The organism is Microcoleus sp. MON2_D5 (genome assembly GCF_036701905.1).
GTDB lineage: Bacteria > Cyanobacteriota > Cyanobacteriia > Cyanobacteriales > Microcoleaceae > Microcoleus.
Genome location: NZ_JAUBRM010000008.1, coordinates 12,364 through 32,400 on the forward strand (window position 1 = coordinate 12,364; position 20,037 = coordinate 32,400).

Genomic DNA, 20,037 nt, shown 5'->3' on the forward strand with positions numbered 1-20,037 from the left:
CATCGGCACAACCGAGAAAATGAATCATTTTATGTTCAAGCTCGAAAGTTTCAACAATTGCTTTGCCCGTTTTACCCGTTGGGCGAGCCAATATTCTTAGGGAGATGTGCCTATCAACTGCTTCAACAGATGGCTGAAATGAAATTGACTCATGCCCAGCAATTGAGCTAAATCTGCAAGCTTAATATCTTGATTCAGATGTTCGTTGATGTAGTCGGTTTGCATTTCTGATTATATTGTGCTTCGCCAATGCGATCGCTATCTATGGGGTGCTTTTGAGAACTGGCATTGCAAGCCATAGCTTGATTGTGCCTAGATAGCAATCACTTTTGAAGTCATTGTAGAAATATAAAGTTTTAATTTTAATAATTTTCCCTGACTTTAGTTCGCTTGGTGTCCAACTTAAAAATTCAACACACAGCAGCCACCTTGACATGGGTGGCAGTACGCACCTTACTTGTATCTAGAGACGGGTTGTTTCAAAAATATCTTCTCTACCTTTAGGAATAGATAAACCCGCTCCGATCTAACCAGACAAAAATAAAGTTTTGAGTAAAAAGGCGGGGGTGGAAAGTACGAATGCAGATTGTAGGGTTTCCTTGCCTGTCATTCCCAAGTGCGATCGCCGAAGATAAGAGTATAGAAATTAAACGGCTGGTTTTCACCCGCCCTTACACAAAATGAACTTACAAAAAGAACAACAAGTAACAATTCTACAAGACGAAACAGCAGCGGCAGGAAATTCAGCCAACCCAACAGTTGAAACTCCTTTATACGCCTCAGAATTTGCAACAGAGGAAAAAGTCAGAGTTGAAGAATTTAAGATTAGCGGCGACAGCCTAATTGGTAAAGTCAAAGAACTAATTCAGCAAGGAAAACTCCGCCACCTCGTCATCAAAAACTCGCAAGGGCGGACTTTGGCAGACATTCCGCTGATGGCGGGATTAGTAGGCGGCGTTGCAGGCTCAGTAGTGTTTCCAATTGCTGCTGTACTTGCTACAGTTGGGGCAGTTGCGGCTCATTTGACTGTCGCTGTCGAGCGCAAAGAATAGACATCTTGCAAAGATCCTTTTCATCAATTGATGGGAGGGGCAAGATGCCCATCCCACAAGAAAAAATAACTCTTGTGGGATGGGCATCTTGCCCGTCCTAATTATTTTTGCAACAGGTCTAATAGTGATTAGTAATTAAAAATCTTCTCTTCAAGTCCGCGAAGGCGGACTTTGTTTGTTTAGTAGCGATTTCAATCGCCGAATTGTCTGCTCAACGCAAATTATCCGGTACTTTCGCCGCAGGTTGGTCTAAATAATTGTAAACAATCCGCGAAATCCGACGCACAAAATCTCTCACAATCGGGTCATTGTAAGGACGTTTTACAAATATTGCCGCTAAATAACGCTTGCCGTTGGGCATATCAATAATTCCAGCATCGCCAACTACAAAGCCGATATCTCCGGTTTTGTCAGCAATAACTGCTCCCGGGCCCAAACCGGAAGGCAAAAGCGTTCTAGTTGTTGTGTGTCGCAGTAATTCTAAAGCTTGTTCCCGACTCGATTCAGAAACTAATTTATCGCGAGATAGCATCGCCAGCAACTTTACCATATCCACAGAACTTGTGGTATTTGTCCCTTGAAAATCTCCCAACCAATTACGAATTCTGGTATCAGTTAATCCCCAACTGCGGAAACGCTCGTTGAGTTTAGCAATTCCCCCCAAACGTTCAATAATCATGTTGGTGGCTGTATTGTCGCTGATGGTAATCATTTTATCTACGGTTTCTCTGATGCTAAACCGAGTACCATTTGGTTCGTCTTGCATAGTGCCAGAACCGCTGGCAACTAAGTCGGGCTTCATAACTAATGTTTCGTCTAGGCTAACTTTGCCCGCGTCTACATCTTGATAAAAAGCAATCAGAATTGGTAATTTGATGGTACTGGCGGCCGGAAATACTCGATCGCCCTTGATATCCAAATAGTTTCCTGTATCTAAATCCAGAAAAAACATTCCGGCGCTCAGGGATCTATACTGTTCGATCGCACTTTCGATTTGAGGCTTGATGGCTGTCATTTCCGAGCCGGTTGACATCACCAAATCATTGGAAGAGTTTCTCTGATTTCCCGGCGAAACAGTGGGCGTAACTTGACCTGCTGCTTGTTGTTCTACGCTGGTAATAGCTGTGGGTATAAAAGACTCGTTGCCCGCTATTTCCTCGGGATTTGGCAACTGAAACGACCAGCGCGTGGCAGATTCTCTAATGACTCGGACTTTTTGCGGGTCTAACTTATAACCGGGAGTTAATTGTATTACTAACCTGGTAGTTCCGCTGTCAAACTGCCCGACTCTAATTTGTTGAATAGCTGAGTTGTAACTTTGAGGACTTTCGGGATACTCCAAGACTATTCCCGGTAAGTCAATTACTAAGCGGGTGGGATTGGCGATTAGTTTGACTTCCGGCTGAACTCCTGAATCTGTGGTTAAATTGAGCTGATTTCCCCTGGGATCGAAGTGCCAAGATGTTAGTGTATCAGCTTTTGCGGGCAGGGCGATCGAGAAAAGACTAAGGGCGGCCGGCAACAGCCATCGCAGTTTTAGAGTCATGTTTGAAGAGAAAGAGTTTAACGGCTGCAACGAGAAAGCGGCTGGAAAAACGTTTTCAACCGCTTTCGAGACGAAGCACCTAGCATCATACAGTCAACTCTTGCCCGCAGCCGTAAGTTTTTTATTTGCTTTGAGAGTATTCCGTTTTCGGGACTGATATCAGATCCGGTTCTATTACCCCTTTTTCTTCCTGTCTCGCGCAGGCGGACGAAAGTTTGTACAGTGGTGAATTCTCTTGGCCGAATTCTTGTTTTGTAGGCACAAATTTTATTCACCTGAGATGAATTCAAGTTAGGCGACTTCCCGATTTCTAGCATCTTCGAGCGAGTCGATCGCAGCTTTGAGAAACACTTTTCCTTTAGCAACAAATCGGCGATCGGTCAAAGGATCGTAAGCTTCCCAATTACCGCTAACTTCGCGATCGCGCCACAAAAACCAGCAGCGGTAGATTTCCCCGCTATCTATATCATCGCACAAAGCCAGCCAATCATCCCCCGTGAGAGCGCTAGCATCTAATGCTACCAATTCCATCCATGCAAGCGCAGTGCAGGCATCGATCGCATCAGCGTCAACGGAGTCAGATTTGGTAGCTATAGGTTGTGGCGAACACAGTGTAGACTTCATAATTTCTCCTTAATTCAATTAAATCAATCAATCAATGAATTGCCCTATTTATGCAACTGACCCGGTACACCAAGTGGAAAAATTGTGTTTTGATAAATTTCTGGTTGGTCAAATTTACCAGCGGCTGATGCTTCTGTTAAATTATTAAGTGTATTAATTGTGAAAATGGCGGCGGTTCCCAAAGCGGCCATTGCCAGTCTGTGTAAGATTTTGCTCATTTGGCTGCTCCTTTTTTGCTTGGTGTATCTACTCTAAAAAGTTAAGCGGTGATTAGCGGCGGAGATTGGGGAGTTAAGAAAAACTTTTTCTCCTCAAATATATTCAACTGTTGAAGCCGTTATCAGGACAGAGTTTCAGGAGTCGATCGCCCAAAAAACCTCTGACCGTAAAATTTCTTAAATTCCGCCTCGCGGACTATCTCCCTTAAAATCCCCCAAAATAGGAACTTAAGGCGTTAAAATTTCTAGATTCGTTCCCCTTTCACTGCAAGCGAAGTGCTCAAGTCAAAACGCGATCGCGGTCGCATTCTCACTGCCTCTGGCTTAAAGAAACTTAACGAGGCGCTCCAAGAATGGTCTGACCGAAATAACATTAGAGGTACTCTGACTGAAATCGAGGCTGAGTCTGGTGTCGGTGCCGATACAGTCAGCAAAATTAAGCAGGGTAGAGAAGGTGCGGATTTGAGTAAAATTCGACAGTTGTTCGCGGCTTTTGAAATGACTCTGGCTGCTAGCGACCACCGATCGGCTAAACTTGAGGAACCGGAAAATTTAGACGAGCTGGACAATTTGTCACCAGCGGGGGAAACAGGCACCAGCAGCAGAATTGTTAAAGTATTTGTCAGTTATCGCAGCGCCGAACCCGATCGCGAGTTAGGAAAACAGTTAGAAATAGCCTTAAGCGCGATCGGTCATACAGTTTTCACAGCAGAAAATAACATTAGATTGGGAGATAATTGGTTCGATCGCATTAATTTATTCCTTCAAGAATGCGATTATTTGCTGATACTTTTGCCGCCAACGGGAAACCAAAGCGAACTACTAACATATCAAGTTCAGCAAGCAAAAGAACTGCAAGACTCCCGCCCTGACAGAAAACCAATAATTCTGCCCATCCGCGTCGGTTTTTCCCTGAACGCGCCTCTAAATCACGACTTGCGGGGCTATCTGTACCGCATCAAACAGAGGGAATGGAAAACCACCGCCGACACTCCAATTATTATCGAAGAAGTTCTGAATTTGCTAGCAGAAAAACCCGCACCAGTCACAGAAAAAACGGAAGATTTAACGCAAAAACAGCTATTAGAAATTAGCAGCGACGAAATACCTCTACCCGCCGCCGAACCGGAATTACCGGGAGGACAAGTGGATGTCGCTTCTCAATTTTATGTAGAACGCCCGCCCATCGAAGAAAACTGCTATCAAACTATTGTGCAGCCCAGCGCGTTAATTAGAATCAAAGCACCGAGACAAATGGGCAAAACTTCCTTGATGGCAAGAATTTTGCATCACGGAGCCCGTCAAGGTTATTGCACCGTGCCGCTAACTTTTCAGTTAGTAGATAAAGGCGTATTTGCCAACTTAGATAAATTCTTAAAATGGTTTTGCGCTTACGTCGGCCGCGAGTTGCACTTACCCAATCAATTAGACGATTATTGGGACGAGATTTTTGGCAGCAAAGTCAACTGCAAAGATTACTTTGAAAAATACATTTTACCGCAAATCGACAGTCCTTTAATTTTAGGATTAGACGAGATCGATCGCGTTTTCCAATATCCCGACATTGCCGAAGACTTTTTAGGACTGCTGCGGGCGTGGCACGAAGAATCGAAGCGGCGCGATATATGGAAAAAACTGCGGTTAATTGTAGTTCACTCCACCGAAGTTTACATCCCAATGAACATCAATCAATCGCCTTTCAACGTCGGGCTGCCAGTAGATTTGCCAGAATTCAACCATCAGCAAATACAAGATTTAGCAGCGCGCCACCAGTTGAATTGGTCGGAGGCGAAAGTTGAGGAATTGATGGCCCTTGTCGGCGGACATCCGTATTTAGTGCGAGTTGCATTATATCACATTTCGCGATCGGGTTTGACACTCGATGAATTAAAAGAAACTGCGATCGCAGATGCGGGAATTTACAGCGACCATTTGCGCCGGCAACTATGGAATTTAGAAGAATATCCAGAATTGGCCCAGGGGATGAGAGAGATTGCACAGGCAGAAAATCCCGTGCAATTAAAGCCAATGCAGGCGTTTAAGTTGGAAAGTTTGGGGTTGGTGAAATTGCAGGGGAACGAGTGCGTGCCGAGGTGCGAACTGTATCGACAATATTTTCGATCGCACTTGAGCGCGATCGTGTAAAATTTTGTGCGTAAGTGCGGTAAGTAATAATCAGGTGAATGATACCCATGAACGATATTTTTTTGATAACATCCGATAATTGGCTAGACTGGATAACCGTGTTTGGTTATCTAGCCTTTACAGCTTTCATTGCATGGCGCGTGTTCACCACAAAGTAGATATATTATGAAATTACCTTCTGCCTCTTCTTCTTTCTTCCTTCGCCTCCTAGCGCTTACGCGCCGTTCTGCGTAACGCGCCTTCGCGGTTCGTTAAATAAACGGTAAAATAAGACAATAATCAACTCGGCTATACAGTTATGTCGCCCGTCGAAAGCGTTGCAGCAATTCCGAACGATCTGATTTTGCGCTTGAGCATCGAGCAGTATCATGCGATAATTCAAGCTGGCATTCTCACGGATGATGACTCTGTAGAATTGCTGGAAGGTTGGCTGGTTTTCAAAATGCCCAAAAATCCACCGCATCGAGTCACAACTCGTCTTGTCAGAACAGCTTTAGAGAATATTTTACCCCGTGGTTGGTATGTCGATTCTCAAGAACCGATCACGCTATCCAACAGCGAACCCGAACCTGATATAGTGGTTGTTCGAGGGGATACGCGACAGTATGTCGATCGGCATCCGGGTGCTGAAGATATTGCGCTTATTATTGAAGTATCAGATACGACGCTTCAGCGCGATCGAACTGTAAAAAAACGGATTTATGCCCGCGCTGGAATTGCGATTTATTGGATTGTGAATCTTGTTGAAGGACTGGTTGAGGTGTACTCTCAACCTCTTGTTGAAGTTGAGCAGCCAGATTATAGTCAAAGGTTGGATTTCGGGCGATCGGCTGTTATACCGATTATTATTGAAGGGATAGAAATCGGGGCGATCGCTGTGAATTCTCTTTTGCCTTGAGATAAATAATAATATTGTTATTTGAAATTACCTTCTTCCTCTTCTTTCTTTCATTCTTCGCGTCCTTCGCGCCTTCGCGGTTCGTTTAACTTTCGCAAAATCGGAATTTGTTCCAACTGTTCCGGCCGTATACTATCCCAGTTTAACCCTGTCGGACGCGGATAACTTGTATTAGTCTCAATTACATCCTCAGTAGTAACAATCCAATTCAGCGCCCAATCGTGAGCCTGCATTGGCAAACGCGAATCTTCGACTATTTGCAAAGGATGCACTGTTGTCACAATTGGCGTATCCATTTGTACTAACCCGGATTCCTTCAACATAGCCAATTCCAAATCGGCAAACCCTGCACCTTTCCCGGTTCTTCCACCGTGGCGCCCTGCTGCTACGCAGCCGACTATTACTAAATCAATTGGCTCCATTTCTGCAAAACTTACCAATTTTCCGCAACTCAGTGCTTTGCGGGCGATCGCACTTTCGGCAATCGATATATTTTGCCGCTGCAAATCTTCAGCAGTTAACTCTACAAAACAGCGCTCGTCTGTCAATCGCGGTACTGCCATATACAGGCGTTTTCCCTCCTGCAAAGCACGCCATCGCACCGGAATTTGTGGCGAATCTGGATTGCACTTAATCGTTTTTGCTTGTTGCCATATTGGTAAAGTTGCCAATCTTTCGGCCGCCAACTCAGTACCGACAAAGTTGGGGATATGACCAAACGGATCGCCAATAGATGCGGCTTGCTGCTTCAGCAAAGACCAAATTTCAGCTCTTAACTTGTCTTTGTCGTCGTTATATCCAGTCCAATCAGTTTTCATGCTGTAAGAAGAAGGAAGAAGGAAGAAGGAAGAAGGAAGAAGGAAAAATACTCATCTAGCCACTTTTTTAGCCATTTGTATCTGAGATTTAATTAAGTATATTCATTGATTGTGGTACAATTAATCATACAAAATTATAATAAGCCCTCGATTATTTAGTCTCTTAGAGAGGGACTTCGTTTGACTCTTGAGCGGTTTAAACCGCCGAATGTTCTTTTTTATTTTATGAATTTTACCACAAAGCCCAGTTACTATCAAGTCGGTGGGAGTTTGACAAATAACGCTCCGAATTATGTCAAGAGGCAAGCCGACGACGACCTTTATAACGGATTGAAAGCCGGGGAATTTTGCTATGTTTTGAATTCCCGGCAAATGGGCAAATCTAGCTTGCAGGTGCGGACAATTCAGCGGCTGAGAAATGAAGGAATTGCTTGTGCTGCGATCGACATTTCGGAAATTGGCAACCGCGGCGTCACTCCCGAACAGTGGTATGCTGGTTTGCTACGTATTCTCGAAAATAACTTTAACCTGTCCGATATTGTCAACGTGCGGACTTGGTGGCGCGATCGCAATTTTTTAACCCCGGTTCAAAGATTGAGCGAATTCATCGAAACCGTACTGTTACCCAACATTTCCAGCAATATTGTCATTTTTATTGACGAAATCGACAGCATTCTCGCCCTAGATTTTCCCGCCGACGATTTTTTAGCCTTAATTCGATCGTGCTACAACAAGCGCGCCAACAATTCAGAGTTCGATCGCCTAACTTGGGCCCTCTTAGGCGTAGCATCGCCAACGGATTTGTGCCGCGAGAAAAATGCCAGCAGCAATACCCCTTTTAATATAGGCAAGGCGATCGAATTAACTGGTTTTGACGAAACAGAAGCTCAACCGCTAGCAGCGGGGTTGGCAGAGTTTACAAACTGCCCTAATCAAGTTTTGAGAGAGGTTTTGTATTGGACGGGCGGGCAGCCGTTCCTGACTCAAAAGCTGTGCAAACTATTGTTGGAAAATGCCGAATTAATCCCGAATTTACCCCCCCCAGCCCCCCCTTGGCAAGGGGGGGAGGAAGATGCAGCCCCCCCTTGGCAAGGGGGGGAGGATGATCCAGCCCCCCCTCGCCAAGGTGGGGAGAAAGATAAAATTCACTCTTCTCAAGAGTGGGTTGAAAAGGTAGTGCGCTTGAAAATAGTGGAGAATTGGGAATCTCAGGATGTCCCAGAACATTTGTCCACAATTCGCGATCGGCTTTTCAAAGAAAACCAGCGCATTGTTAGGAGACTGGGATTGTATCAGCAAATTTTAGAACAAACTGAAATTGTCCCCGATGGTAGTGCCGAACAAATGGAGTTGCGATTAAGCGGATTAATTGTTAAGCGCGGGGAAAAATTAACAATTTCTAATCCTATTTATGAAGCTGTATTTAACAAACGATTAATTGAAGAAAAATTAGAAAAACTCTCGCCTTACTCGGAAGCCATCAAAGTCTGGCTAAATTCTAGCTGTGAAGATGATTCCCAACTGTTGCGAGGGAATGATTTGCAGTCAGCATTAGTTTGGGCGGCAGGAAAAAGTTTGAGAAACGAAGATTTTCAGTTTTTGACTGCCAGCCAGAAAGTTATTTTGAGCGACCAAAATCAACTGCTGCATTCAGCTACACTAGAAACCAAAAAAGCTGTCTGGGATGCCGAAAAAGCTTGGAGTGAAGCTGACTCTGCCAAACAAAAAGCCAAACAGTGGATCGGCATAGGTTCTGCGGTACTGGCAGCATCGTTACTGGCGGCGATCGGCTTTTCAACTCTCGCTTACCAGCGGTTTAAACTAGCACAAGCAAGTATTGAAATCGAACAAAATGGCAGCGATGCTTTATTATTGGCTGTTTCTCAAAAGACAGAAAATAGCGAAGCTTTATCAGAAGCTTTACTGAGGGCGATCGCCTCCGGGAAAAAATTAAAAACCTTGGTTGAAAACAAACATAAGCTAGAACAATACCCGGCAACTAGACCGCTGTTAGCATTACAAATAATTCTCGATAAAATTAGTGAAACACAGCAGTTAAAAGCCTCCTTAAGTCAGCAAAGAAAGATAAAGTGGCAAGCTCATAAAGGTGCAGTTACCAGCGTCGCTTTTAGCCCAAAGAGGCACATTTTAGCAACCGCAGGAATAGACGGTCGAGTTAGAATGTGGAACTTTTCCGGGCAAAAAATTGCTGAATGGAAAGCTTTACAGCAGTCAGTTAATATGGTAACTTTTAGCCCGAACGGTAATTTTTTAGCGACCGCCGGAAGGGACAGCAGTGTTAAAATATGGAATTTATCAGGTAAAAATATTTCTACTTTGAAAGGAATTCAAGGCTCTGTTACCAGCATCAGTTTTAGTCCCGACGGAAAGTTATTAGCGGCGGCAGGGATAGACAGCTATGCTGCAATTTGGGATTTGTCTAAACTGCCACAATTAGTATCGTCTAGCCTGAAACTCCCAGGTCACAACGGCTTAGTGAGAAGCGTAAATTTTAGCCCAAACGGCGATTTCATAACGACTTTAGATGGCAAATCTACAGTGCGACTTTGGAATTTGTCTGGCAAGCTGAAAAAAACACTGCCTATTCAGGCAATTGGGCTCAGTTTCACTCCGGCTCAACACCAGTATCGCTTTGCTACAGTAACATTGAATGGCAAAGTTGGGCTGTGGAATCTGTCAGAAAAAGAATTAGTTAAGGAATTTCAAACCTTGCATTTTGATGCGAAATCAATTAGTTTTAGTCCCGACGGAGAACGGCTTGCTACAGTGGGAATTGACAAGACTGTACGGCTGTGGAATTTAGCGGGGCGGCAGGTTGCTCAATTTGAGTTCGAGGAGAATGTTGTTAGTGTCAGTTGGAGTCGAGAGGGAAAGCAAATTGCTGTAGCTGGAAGCAACGGCACTGTTTGGTTGAGGCAGGTTGAAGGGTTAGAAGAATTGCTGAAGCAAAGCTGCAATTATTTCACCACTCAACCGAAGTATTTTACAAGAGTTTCAACTCTCTGCAAGTAGGGTCATACATGACTTTAGCACGTAGGACACAGCATTGCCCATAGGTGTCAACTTCACGTTAAACCGATAGTCCGACAGGGGTTGAAACCCCTGCCTCAAAGCTAAAGTCCTCTCAAGAGGACTAATGAGTTCTTCAGTCCTCTTTGAGAGGACTTTAGCTATTAGACAGGGAATTCATTCCCTGGCGGACTGCCGGGTGAGCGGGAGGACTGGCAGACGAAAAGCTTAAGTTGACACCAATGGACATTGCCGTGTCTCTACCTGTAGCTAATAACTTATGACTATCAATTTACTTTAACAGGCGAAACACTTACATTAGGATTTGTAACTCTTTTTAAGAGTTCTTGTCGGGCTTGTTCGGGATTTTGACCTTTGGGTACTTGATATAATAATCTACAGGAACCGTCTTGAGGATTAGCTGCACAAATAATTAGTTGACCGGTGGTGGATGCACCTGCTGTGACAATATTGTCCCAGCTTCCTTGCGGTTGCGAGTTGTTGAGAATTCCTGAGACTCTGGTACACCGAGTAATCGCATCTTCTCCTGATTCATTGAAATAGTTATCAGCTAGCCACAAAATGACGGGAATATTTTTGCCTTGTTGGACAGCAATTGTAGCTGGGCGGCCGCCAGCAGCGCCGCAAAAGAATGAAGGCGCTTGGGCAAAGGCTGGACTGTTTGCTAAAATCGGAGCAGCAAGGGCAATAATTGACGCGCTCAAAGCAGACTTTAAGAGCCGAAATTTCATGAGCAGTAATAAGCTTTTTCATTTAAGGTTACTAATAGTCTAAAAAGTTAAACTGTTTGTTGCCGGGAAGATTAGGCATTTAGAGAAAAAAATAAAATTTATTTTGCAAATTTTTGCCGATCGCACACACTGGCCTCATCTAAGCCAAAACTCCGGGAAAAAAGCTCCCTGAGAAACACGGACGGCAGAAAATAGATGCAGCCATAGGGGGCGCAGGCGCGAAGGAATAGGGTAAAGGTGCGGTTTTTGCTGAGCCTCGCTCTTCCTGAAGCCGTCCCACCTAAAGTGGAACCTGTGTTAATATCGAAAAAAATATTCTCTTTAATAATCAACAATGGGCAATGTTCTGGTGCTGAACGCCTCCTACGAACCCCTTAACATCACCAATTGGCGAAGGGCGGTAGTTTTGTTGCTGAAAGGAAAAGCAGAACAGGTAGAACACAACGGGAAATTTATTGCGCCAAACTTCCCGCTACCAACTGTGATCCGACTGCGGCATTATGTCCGAGTTCCCTATAAAGATATTCCGCTGACCCGCCGGAACATCTTGCATCGGGATGCACACTCTTGTCAATACTGCAGTTATACGGGGGACGATTTAACCCTCGATCATGTAATTCCCCGATCGCGCGGAGGAGGCGACAGTTGGGAAAACCTCGTCACCGCCTGCGTCCGCTGCAATGTCAATAAAGGCAGCCGCACGCCGAAAGAAGCGGGAATGCCACTGCGCTATCCGCCTAGGAAACCTCACAGCGGTCTTTATTTTGAAGTCACTAAACACGTTAAGAGCGGTATGCACAAAGAATGGCAAAAATATGTAATAGGCCTTTAAAACCCCTGTCAGCGCAAGCGCGGGGGTTTTTTGCAGGAGTTGTTAGTTATGAGATTGCTTCGTTCCTCGCAACAGACACTCTCTGCATGAATTAAAAAATTAAAGAGAGAATTTACGCTCTTAAATCCGGTTTCTCGTCAGAAGTATGGGCTTTGACAACGAGGCATCTACAAAGAAACCGGGTTTAAGATAGAATGTCGCGCACATCCTGAAATAGTTAAATTGTTAATTTTTAATGATGAAAGACCACGCCCTTACCAATTCCGATGGAACATCGGGCAACCGCGAAGGTGAACTTGATACCAGCAGCGAGGTTGTACCCCCAGCGAGTGCGCCTGCGAAACGGCGCAGCAAAGCCGAAGTTGCTTCCGAAGAGAATCGCGGCCGTCTCCGCGAGGAATTGCACGATCGCAAAGTCGAGCAATTGCGCCAAATGTTCGATCGGCACAAAGGCAATCGCCAATTAATATTGCTGCAAGATTTTCCAGACCCCGACGCACTTTCAAGCGCTTGGACTTACAAATTAATTGCCGAACAGTACGATATCCAATGCGAAATTATCTACGCCGGCGCCCTCAGCCACCAAGAAAATATTGCCTTAGTTAAATTGACAGGGTTGCCGTTGCAGCGGTGGACGGTGGAAACATTAAAAACTAAGGATTTGTCGGTGTTTCAGGGCTGCGCTTTCATCGACAATCAAGGGACGACTTGTAATTTAACCGAGTATATTTTAGCGGCTGGAGTTCCGATCGCCGCCGTCATCGACCACCACAATTTGCAGGGGGAAATGAACGCAGAATTTATCGATTTGCGCCCTCAAATCCGCGCTACAGCCACGATTTTTGCCGAGTATTTACAGTCTGGACTTTTAGCTCTCGACGGCAGCGTCAGCCTCCACATCAAGTGCGCTACAGCTTTGATGCACGGTTTGCGATCGGATACGATCGCCCTCAGACAAGCTCAGGAGGAGGACTTTTTAGCTGCGGCTTATTTGAGCCGGTTTTACGACCCGCAGTTGCTGAATGCGGTGTTGCAGTCGTCTCGTTCTAAGTGGGTGATGGACGCGATCGAGCGATCGCTCAAACACCGCACTGTCCAGAATAATTTTTCGATCGCCGGCATCGGCTACCTCCGCTATGACGATCGGGATTCTATTCCCCAAGCGGCGGACTTTTTAGTAACAGAAGAGAACGTACATACAGCCGTTGTTTACGCAATTGTTCACGACAAAGATGAGGAGATTGAAGTAGTAATTGGGTCGCTGCGGACTAATAAACTCACTCTCGACCCCGACGAATTCATTAAAGAAGCCTTCGGACAAGATGCTCAAGGACGCTTTTTTGGCGGTGGCAGAAGTCAAGCAGGAGGTTTTGAAATTCCGGTGGGATTTCTTTCGGGCGGGAATGAAAATAGCGATTATGCAAGGCACAAATGGGAAGTATTCGATGCTCAGATCAAGCAAAAGTTGCTTAAATTAATTAGTCCTAAAGACAATCCTGTTTACGATCATTAACTCGGCAGTTTTTAGGTGCGGTCTTGATTCCAACACCAGTCTGGAAATGCGATGCTGGGTTCGACCTCCGGTTGCTACCAGGTTTTGTCGCGTTTTTTTCTCGTTTCGGGCAAAATCTCAATTTGACAATCAGTCCTGCCCGCACTTCAACTCTCATCAACCTCGTTTTTTAACTCTTATTGATGGTTGGAACTCACGCCCAGCGCACCTCTGTCATGAACAGGCTTTCCGGTCGGTTCCAAAAAAATTAAATTTTCTTGTGGGTAGTAGGGGTCGGGCATGAGAACCCGGGCATAAAAAGTTTATTTAAAATGGTGCAAGATGTCAGTTTGAACGAAGTAACGGGGTTGAAAAATCCGGTTAAGTTCTCAGGGCTAACACTAATAAATTTTATCCCCCTTTTCCAAAAATACACACCAAAAAAATCGGGTATTTTAACTATTCTCAAGGGATGCAACGAAGAATTTTAGTAAAAAACCCGGTGTGGGAAAAAATTGAGTGGACTCTAGTTTACTAAACTTCACAACATAATTATCCAATTATAAAACTTCTACAGGGTAGATTTTTTGATATTTAATTATAAATTAGCTAACTCAATCATAATTTGTTATAGTTGGTGCAGGAGATTTCCGATCGTAATTATAAAATAAACGCCGTAGAAAAGGTAAAATACATACAGGAGAGTTTAGATTATTGCCTAACTTCCCAAAAACAACGAGTTGTAGTATTACCAATTTTTTTAACACAAGTCAAGTATTTTTTTTGATAAACCCAAAAACCGATTCTTATGATTGAAAAAAATATTATATTTATTTGTTGCGGGGTAGAATAGTAAAAAATAGCTTAAAAAAAAAGGAACACGGAGATGTCTACAAAACAGACTTTCTCTTGGTCGTTAGAGAAAATCATAGAAAAAAAATCTGAAATTGCACTTCAAATCAACGATTTCGTGGAGCTGGAGACAATTTTGCAATGTGCGCTAGAAGAAACCAGGGTGCTGCTGGAAACCGATCGCCTGATTATTTATCGCTTCCTACCAAAAGGAAATGGCGTAGTATGGGCTGAATCGGTTGATGCCCAGTGGCCGCGAATCGTAGGAAAACAGATTTACGCTCCTTGCTTGGAAGCTACCTGGGTAGAGCGTTACAGCCAGGGACAAACGAGCAGCATTTCTGATATTCCCCGCGCTCATCTTCAAGCTTGTTATGTAGAATTGCTCGATCGCCTCCAAGTTCAGGCAAATTTAGTTGCGCCAGTCTTGCTAGATGACAAACAGCAGCAATCTCCGAAGCTTTGGGGACTGTTGATTGCTCATCACTGCCGAAGTCCGCGTCAGTGGGGACCTCTCGATGTTCAGATCCTGCAACAGGTTGCAATGCACATCGGGTTGAGGATGCGGCACTTGGAATCTCACCGCCCGGTGCTGGGGCCAAATCAACCGCCGGAACTCGAAACAGAACCGAATCAAACTGATCCCAATACAGAAAGCGCGCCAAGAGTCCATCATCAAAATTGTCTACAACCAGAGTTTGCCTGTTCCCTGAGCGGGGATATTGTCCACCTCAAAGCCTTTGACTTGTTGCAAAACCCGATCTGGATATTTGATATTGAGGATTGGCAAATGCGGTGGGCAAACCAAGCATCCTTGTATCTGTGGGATGCTTCCACGCGGCAGCAACTCGCGAGCCGCAACTTTAGGGATATGTTGTCAGAGTCTACTCGGATTCGCTTGCAGGCCTATGTGCGACAGTTTGAGCAACGCCAAACCTTGTCCGAGCAGTGGACGTTTTATCCTGGCGGTGAGCCTGTTTCTGTCGGCTGTCGGTGTTCTGGCATCAGGATTGATAATGGGCGTTTGGCAATCTTGGTCGAGGGTACGGTCGAAACCGCTCATCAAATCGAACCAGAAACCCTGCGATCGATCGAGGCACTCCGACACACCACGCTCATGGTTTCGCTTTACACTCTCGAAGGTGTGCCGCTGCTGCAAAACCCGGCGGCCTTGCGCTGTTACGGGGAGGCGCTGCACCCTGGCTCTGCGACAGACAATGCTTTTCTAAGCCGCTTTGTTGACCCTCAGGTAGGAGAGCGAGCAATGGCAGTTCTTAAGTCCGGTGAGGTCTTTAGCACGGAAGCTCAAGTGATGACTCTGGCGGGAATTCGCTGGCACGGGATGGACGTGCGGTGTACCGACGACCCGGTAACAGGCAACCCGATGTTGCTCGTCAACGAAAAGGATATTACCGACCGCCAGCAGACAGAAACAGCCCTGCAAAAGAGTGAAACCCGGTTGTCAGAAGCCCAGCGGGTTGCCCGCATGGGTAGCTGGGAATGGGACGTGATTACGGGTAAAATTACCTGGTCTCCCGAACTATTCGAGATTGTGGGACGATCCCGGGCCCTGGGCGAACCTACTTATGAAGAAAACCTGCGGCTTTACCATCCCGAAAGTGCCGAACAGCTACACCTGGTAGTTCAACGAGCGCTCACTCGCGGAGTGCCTTATCTATTGCGGCTCAAAATCCTGCTCCCGAATGGTTCTATCCGCCATATCGAAGCCAGAGGACAGGCCGAACTCAATGCAGAGGGACAAGTCATTCGGTTGTTTGGTACATCCCAAGACATTACAGATCTTGTTCAGGCGGAAACAGAACTCAGAGAATTGAGTACAGCTCTTGCTAATGCCGTCGAAGGCATCTCGCGGCTGGATATTTTCGGACAGTACATCACCGTTAATCAAGCCTACGCGAATATAGCAGGTTATCAACCTGAAGAAATGGTTGGTATGAATTGGCAGAAAACAGTTCATCCCGACGATTGCCACAGGATGATGGCGGCTTATCAAAAAATGCTAGCCGAGGGCCGAGTGGAGGTTGAGGCCCGGGGTATCAGGAAAGATGGCTCGATCTTTTACAAGCAGGTGGTGCTGTTGGCAGCCTACGACTCGCAGGAGCGATCGATCGGGCATCACTGCTTTATGAAGGATATCAGCGATCGCAAGCAAGCAGAAGCAGCCTTACAACAAGAGTTCCAGCGTCTGGCTGTGGTGATTGCCACCCAACAGGAAATCGCCATCCGCAATCCTAACCTGGATGCAGTGATGGCGGTGATTACCGATCGAACTCAAAAATTGATCGGCGCCGATGGGGCCGTGATTGAAATGCTTGAAGGGGATGAGTTGGTGTATCGGGCAGCGAGCGGTATCGCCAGCGCCTATGTGGGATTACGGATCAAAGTAGCGACAAGTTTATCGGGAAAATGTATTGCGACCGGCCAAATCATGCTTTGCGAGGATTCAGAAACCGATGCACGGGTGGATCGGGCTGCCTGTGAGCGCATTGGTATCCGGTCACTGGTGGTTGTTCCCTTGTTCTATCAGGACGATCGGGTTGGCGTCTTAAAAGTTGTTTCAGCTACACCCTGTGCCTTTACAGAGCCACATATTCATACCTTACAACTGATGGCCGGGTTTCTGGCAAGCAGCCTGCATCTGGCTTCAGAGTTTGATGCCAAAAACATTCTCCTGAGTCAATTACAGGAAAGTGAGGAACGCTACCGTTCTGTGATTACTAGCATGACAGAAGGTGTCGTACTCCAGCTAGCAAACGGACAAATTACTGCGTGTAATGCTAGTGCCGAAAGAATTCTCGGGCTGACCCCCGAGCAAATGATGGGGCGCACATCCGTAGATTTAGACTGGCGAATCGTTCGGGAGGATGGCCAACCGTTCCCGGGCCAACAGCATCCGGCAATCCTCACCCTACGCACGGGACAAGGGCGATCGAATGTGGTGATGGGCATTCACAAATCGGATAAAACGCTGACTTGGATTTCCATTAATTCGCAACCGCTGTTCCATCTCAATCAGTCTCAACCCTATGCAGTAGTGACTACTTTTGCTGATATTACAGAACGCAAGCGGGCAGATGAGATGCTAAGACACCGGGCGGAACGAGAAAGATTAATTGCTACGACAGATGGGTTAACACAAGTAGCAAACCGCCGCTGTTTTGATGAGCGATTGCAGTCGGAATGGCATAGGCTGATGCAGACCAAACAACAGCTTTCGTTGATTATGTTGGATGTAGATTATTTCAAGCGATATAACGATTGCTACGGACATCAAGCTGGGGATACTTGTTTGGTGAAAGTCGCGAAAGCTGCAGCAGCCGCGGTTAAGCGTTCCACCGATTTGTTTGTGCGGTATGGGGGCGAAGAATTTGCTGCTATCCTGCCGAGTACGGATGCTGCAGGGGCGATCGCGGTTGCTGAGTCGATGCGTCAGGCAATCCGAGATTTGGGAATCCCTCACGAGCAATCTGATGTGAGATCGATCGTGACTGTGAGCATGGGAATTGCGACTGTGATTCCCTGCTGCGAAAAATCGCCGGATGAACTGATAGCCGCATCCGATCGAGCATTGTACGATGCGAAACGACAAGGGCGCGATCGCTACAGAAGCGCCAACCAGATGACGGCGCCAGATTTCAATGCAGTTGTAGAATAGGCAAAATATGTCGATCGCGCCAAACTTCACCCATAAGTTCGTAGGCGTAAGCCGGGGCGTAGCCATCGCACAGCTATCAAAAGGACAGCGACAGTGGATTTATATCTGATCCGTCACGGTATCGCAGCCGAGCCCGAAGAATATGATACAGACTCAGAACGCCCGCTGACTAAAGAGGGCAATCGTAAAACCAGGAAAATTGCCCAACGGCTGTACGAACTCGAAATTCAGTTTGACCTGATTCTCACCAGCCCCCTACTGCGGGCGCAGCAAACCGCCCAAATCCTGCAAACAGCCGATTTGAGTTCCAAAATAGAAGAATCCGGCGCCCTCGCCCCTTCAGGAGAAATCGGAAACTGGCTGGAGTGGTACAAACAGTGGCAGGAAATAGGTAGCCGCAGCTTGGCCCTGGTGGGCCACCAACCAGACTTAGGCCACTGGGCAGAAACTTTGCTTTGGGCTCGATCGCAAGATGCCCTGATTCTCAAAAAAGCAGGTATCATCGGCTTAATCCTCCCGGAGACCGGCTCCCCAGTGGGCCGCAGCCAAATGTTTTGGCTAACTGCGCCCAAGTTTTTGCTGCACTAGAAACAGCGAACCGCCCCGACATTAACAGGACGCGCCAGCCCTCTTAAAACCGCATTCTGGGACGGCGAAACCGGGTTTGAGGGGCGACAATACGCAGCGGTGCGATCGGGCTGTCTGTTGAAAAACCCGGTTTCTGAACCCCAATTAAATGATTATTTGTCAACACTGTGACACTATCTTCGTTTCTGGTAATGTACTTTTAGTAGATTGAACTCACACAAAACGGTATCGCAATGGTCGTCGGCGAATTCAAACCAGGTTTAGAAGGTGTTCCCGCCACCTTGTCCAGCATTAGCTACGTCGATGGACAAAAAGGGTTGCTGGAATATCGCGGGATTAGCATCGAGGAACTGGCACTGAAAAGCTCCTTTCTCGAAACTTCATATTTATTAATCTGGGGGGTACTTCCGACAAAGGAAGAACTCGAAGCTTTCGAGCATGAAATTCGCTATCACCGCCGGATCAAATATCGCATCCGGGACATGATGAAATGCTTTCCAGAAAGAGGACATCCCATGGACGCCCTGCAAGCTTCAGCGGCCGCCTTGGGCTTGTTCTACTCCCGCAGAGCTCTGGCTAACCCAGCATACATTCGAGAAGCTGTAGTGCGGCTGCTAGCTAAGATTCCCACAATGGTAGCAGCGTTCCAGCAAATGCGGCGGGGAAATGACCCGGTGCGACCGAGGGATGACTTGGACTACTCGGCTAACTTTCTTTATATGCTCAACGAGCAAGAACCCGATCCGCTGTTAGCTAGCATTTTTGACACTTGTCTGACTCTCCACGCTGAACATACAATTAATGCCTCTACATTTTCGGCAATGGTAACAGCTTCGACGCTGACAGACCCTTACGGAGTGATTGCTTCAGCAGTTGGCACTTTGGCGGGGCCGCTGCACGGGGGAGCTAATGAAGAAGTGATTGATATGTTGGAGCAAATTGGTTCGGTAGAAAACGTGCGGGCTTTTGTCGAGAAGAGCGTTGCAAATAAGGACAAAATCATGGGCTTCGGTCACCGAGTTTACAAGGTGAAAGATCCGAGAGCAACTATTCTTCAGAGGTTAGCGGAACAGTTGTTTGAGAACTTCGGCCACGACGATTATTACGACATTGCTGTCAAGTTGGAAGAAGTGGTTGAAGAGAAATTGGGTCACAAAGGAATTTATGCAAATGTAGATTTCTATTCTGGTCTGGTTTACCGAAAAATGGGAATTCCGCTGGACTTGTTTACGCCGGTTTTTGCGATCGCCCGTGTTGCTGGCTGGTTGGCCCACTGGAAGGAACAGCTAGAGGCAAACCGCATTTACCGCCCGACTCAAATATATACTGGGACTCACGGTGCTCCTTATATTCCGATGGAAGAAAGGTTGCCGTCCTAACCTAAAAGGTAGAAGCTAAAAAGCAGTAGTATGAGCCCTAGCTGGCAATTGGAGAGAGGGAGAATTTGCGAGCATCCCAATTTCATAAAAAGCGTTTTTTAGGAGCGCTGACGTGACCGCTCGCTTATTGATATA

Annotated in this window: 15 protein-coding genes; 9 read left to right on the forward strand and 6 right to left on the reverse strand. The window is 46.2% G+C overall.

Annotated elements, in window-relative coordinates; genetic code table 11:
- Positions 1-96: 96 nt before the first annotated feature.
- Entirely contained in the window at positions 97-225 is a 129-nt protein-coding gene (locus tag QUA47_RS04565; protein WP_333429879.1) for an AraC family transcriptional regulator, read from the reverse strand.
- Positions 226-680: 455 nt separating this feature from the next.
- Here QUA47_RS04565 and QUA47_RS04570 point away from each other — a divergent pair, with 455 nt between their 5' ends.
- Positions 681-1,052: a DUF4342 domain-containing protein gene (locus QUA47_RS04570; RefSeq protein WP_333429880.1), complete on the forward strand. Its 372-nt coding sequence runs from the start codon at positions 681-683 to the stop codon at positions 1,050-1,052.
- 211 nt (positions 1,053-1,263) lie between these two features.
- Here QUA47_RS04570 and QUA47_RS04575 read toward each other — a convergent pair whose 3' ends face one another.
- From QUA47_RS04575 to QUA47_RS04585, 3 genes are all read right to left on the reverse strand, one after another.
- Complete coding sequence (locus QUA47_RS04575; RefSeq protein WP_333429881.1) at positions 1,264-2,598, reverse strand: serine hydrolase; 1,335 nt, start codon at positions 2,596-2,598, stop codon at positions 1,264-1,266.
- 291 nt (positions 2,599-2,889) lie between these two features.
- Positions 2,890-3,222 carry a hypothetical protein gene (locus QUA47_RS04580; protein WP_333429882.1) on the reverse strand — a complete coding sequence of 111 codons (333 nt, stop codon included), beginning with the start codon at positions 3,220-3,222 and terminating at the stop codon, positions 2,890-2,892.
- Positions 3,223-3,266: 44 nt separating this feature from the next.
- Positions 3,267-3,440, reverse strand: coding sequence for a hypothetical protein (locus QUA47_RS04585; RefSeq protein WP_190659259.1), 174 nt, complete (start codon positions 3,438-3,440; stop codon positions 3,267-3,269).
- Between the two features lie 276 nt (positions 3,441-3,716).
- On the opposite strand from QUA47_RS04585, the gene QUA47_RS04590 reads away from it, so the two are divergent.
- Positions 3,717-5,585, forward strand: a complete 1,869-nt coding sequence (locus QUA47_RS04590; protein WP_333429883.1) for an AAA-like domain-containing protein — start codon at positions 3,717-3,719, stop codon at positions 5,583-5,585.
- 298 nt (positions 5,586-5,883) lie between these two features.
- Positions 5,884-6,483 (forward strand): Uma2 family endonuclease, encoded by a 600-nt coding sequence (locus tag QUA47_RS04595; RefSeq protein WP_190659263.1) that lies wholly within the window; start codon positions 5,884-5,886, stop codon positions 6,481-6,483.
- Between the two features lie 50 nt (positions 6,484-6,533).
- Here the strand turns inward: QUA47_RS04595 and QUA47_RS04600 are convergent, their stop codons facing one another.
- A complete protein-coding gene (locus QUA47_RS04600) occupies positions 6,534-7,301 on the reverse strand; it encodes a 5-formyltetrahydrofolate cyclo-ligase (RefSeq protein ID WP_333429884.1) in 768 nt (255 codons plus the stop codon).
- A 225-nt stretch (positions 7,302-7,526) separates the two neighbouring features.
- Between QUA47_RS04600 and QUA47_RS04605 the strand changes: the two genes are divergently transcribed.
- Complete coding sequence (locus tag QUA47_RS04605) at positions 7,527-10,334, forward strand: AAA-like domain-containing protein (protein ID WP_333429885.1); 2,808 nt, start codon at positions 7,527-7,529, stop codon at positions 10,332-10,334.
- A gap of 284 nt (positions 10,335-10,618) precedes the next feature.
- Here the strand turns inward: QUA47_RS04605 and QUA47_RS04610 are convergent, their stop codons facing one another.
- Entirely contained in the window at positions 10,619-11,083 is a 465-nt protein-coding gene (locus QUA47_RS04610; protein WP_333218685.1) for a COP23 domain-containing protein, read from the reverse strand.
- A 334-nt stretch (positions 11,084-11,417) separates the two neighbouring features.
- Here QUA47_RS04610 and QUA47_RS04615 point away from each other — a divergent pair, with 334 nt between their 5' ends.
- The 5 genes from QUA47_RS04615 (at position 11,418) to QUA47_RS04635 (ending at position 19,902) form a co-directional block, all read left to right on the forward strand.
- On the forward strand, positions 11,418-11,915 hold the full coding sequence (locus tag QUA47_RS04615) for an HNH endonuclease (RefSeq protein WP_190659271.1): 498 nt from the start codon (positions 11,418-11,420) through the stop codon (positions 11,913-11,915).
- Between the two features lie 235 nt (positions 11,916-12,150).
- Entirely contained in the window at positions 12,151-13,428 is a 1,278-nt protein-coding gene (locus QUA47_RS04620) for a bifunctional oligoribonuclease/PAP phosphatase NrnA (RefSeq protein WP_333429886.1), read from the forward strand.
- Positions 13,429-14,293: 865 nt separating this feature from the next.
- Positions 14,294-17,935, forward strand: coding sequence for a diguanylate cyclase domain-containing protein (locus QUA47_RS04625; protein ID WP_333429887.1), 3,642 nt, complete (start codon positions 14,294-14,296; stop codon positions 17,933-17,935).
- A 93-nt stretch (positions 17,936-18,028) separates the two neighbouring features.
- On the forward strand, positions 18,029-18,523 hold the full coding sequence (gene sixA, locus QUA47_RS04630; protein ID WP_190659277.1) for a phosphohistidine phosphatase SixA: 495 nt from the start codon (positions 18,029-18,031) through the stop codon (positions 18,521-18,523).
- A gap of 233 nt (positions 18,524-18,756) precedes the next feature.
- A complete protein-coding gene (locus QUA47_RS04635; RefSeq protein WP_333218689.1) occupies positions 18,757-19,902 on the forward strand; it encodes a citrate synthase in 1,146 nt (381 codons plus the stop codon).
- Positions 19,903-20,037 lie beyond the last annotated feature (135 nt).

Excerpts from the sequence above, each read along its gene's own strand:
- QUA47_RS04580 (WP_333429882.1), bottom strand. The coding sequence starts at position 3,222 with ATGAAGTCTACACTGTGTTCGCCACAACCTATAGCTACCAAATCTGAC.
- QUA47_RS04615 (WP_190659271.1), top strand. The coding sequence starts at position 11,418 with ATGGGCAATGTTCTGGTGCTGAACGCCTCCTACGAACCCCTTAACATC.
- QUA47_RS04585 (WP_190659259.1), bottom strand. The coding sequence starts at position 3,440 with ATGAGCAAAATCTTACACAGACTGGCAATGGCCGCTTTGGGAACCGCC.
- QUA47_RS04595 (WP_190659263.1), top strand. The coding sequence starts at position 5,884 with ATGTCGCCCGTCGAAAGCGTTGCAGCAATTCCGAACGATCTGATTTTG.
- QUA47_RS04575 (WP_333429881.1), bottom strand. The coding sequence starts at position 2,598 with ATGACTCTAAAACTGCGATGGCTGTTGCCGGCCGCCCTTAGTCTTTTC.
- QUA47_RS04625 (WP_333429887.1), top strand. The coding sequence starts at position 14,294 with ATGTCTACAAAACAGACTTTCTCTTGGTCGTTAGAGAAAATCATAGAA.
- QUA47_RS04620 (WP_333429886.1), top strand. The coding sequence starts at position 12,151 with ATGATGAAAGACCACGCCCTTACCAATTCCGATGGAACATCGGGCAAC.
- QUA47_RS04605 (WP_333429885.1), top strand. The coding sequence starts at position 7,527 with ATGAATTTTACCACAAAGCCCAGTTACTATCAAGTCGGTGGGAGTTTG.
- QUA47_RS04600 (WP_333429884.1), bottom strand. The coding sequence starts at position 7,301 with ATGAAAACTGATTGGACTGGATATAACGACGACAAAGACAAGTTAAGA.
- QUA47_RS04570 (WP_333429880.1), top strand. The coding sequence starts at position 681 with ATGAACTTACAAAAAGAACAACAAGTAACAATTCTACAAGACGAAACA.
- QUA47_RS04635 (WP_333218689.1), top strand. The coding sequence starts at position 18,757 with ATGGTCGTCGGCGAATTCAAACCAGGTTTAGAAGGTGTTCCCGCCACC.
- QUA47_RS04610 (WP_333218685.1), bottom strand. The coding sequence starts at position 11,083 with ATGAAATTTCGGCTCTTAAAGTCTGCTTTGAGCGCGTCAATTATTGCC.
- QUA47_RS04565 (WP_333429879.1), bottom strand. The coding sequence starts at position 225 with ATGCAAACCGACTACATCAACGAACATCTGAATCAAGATATTAAGCTT.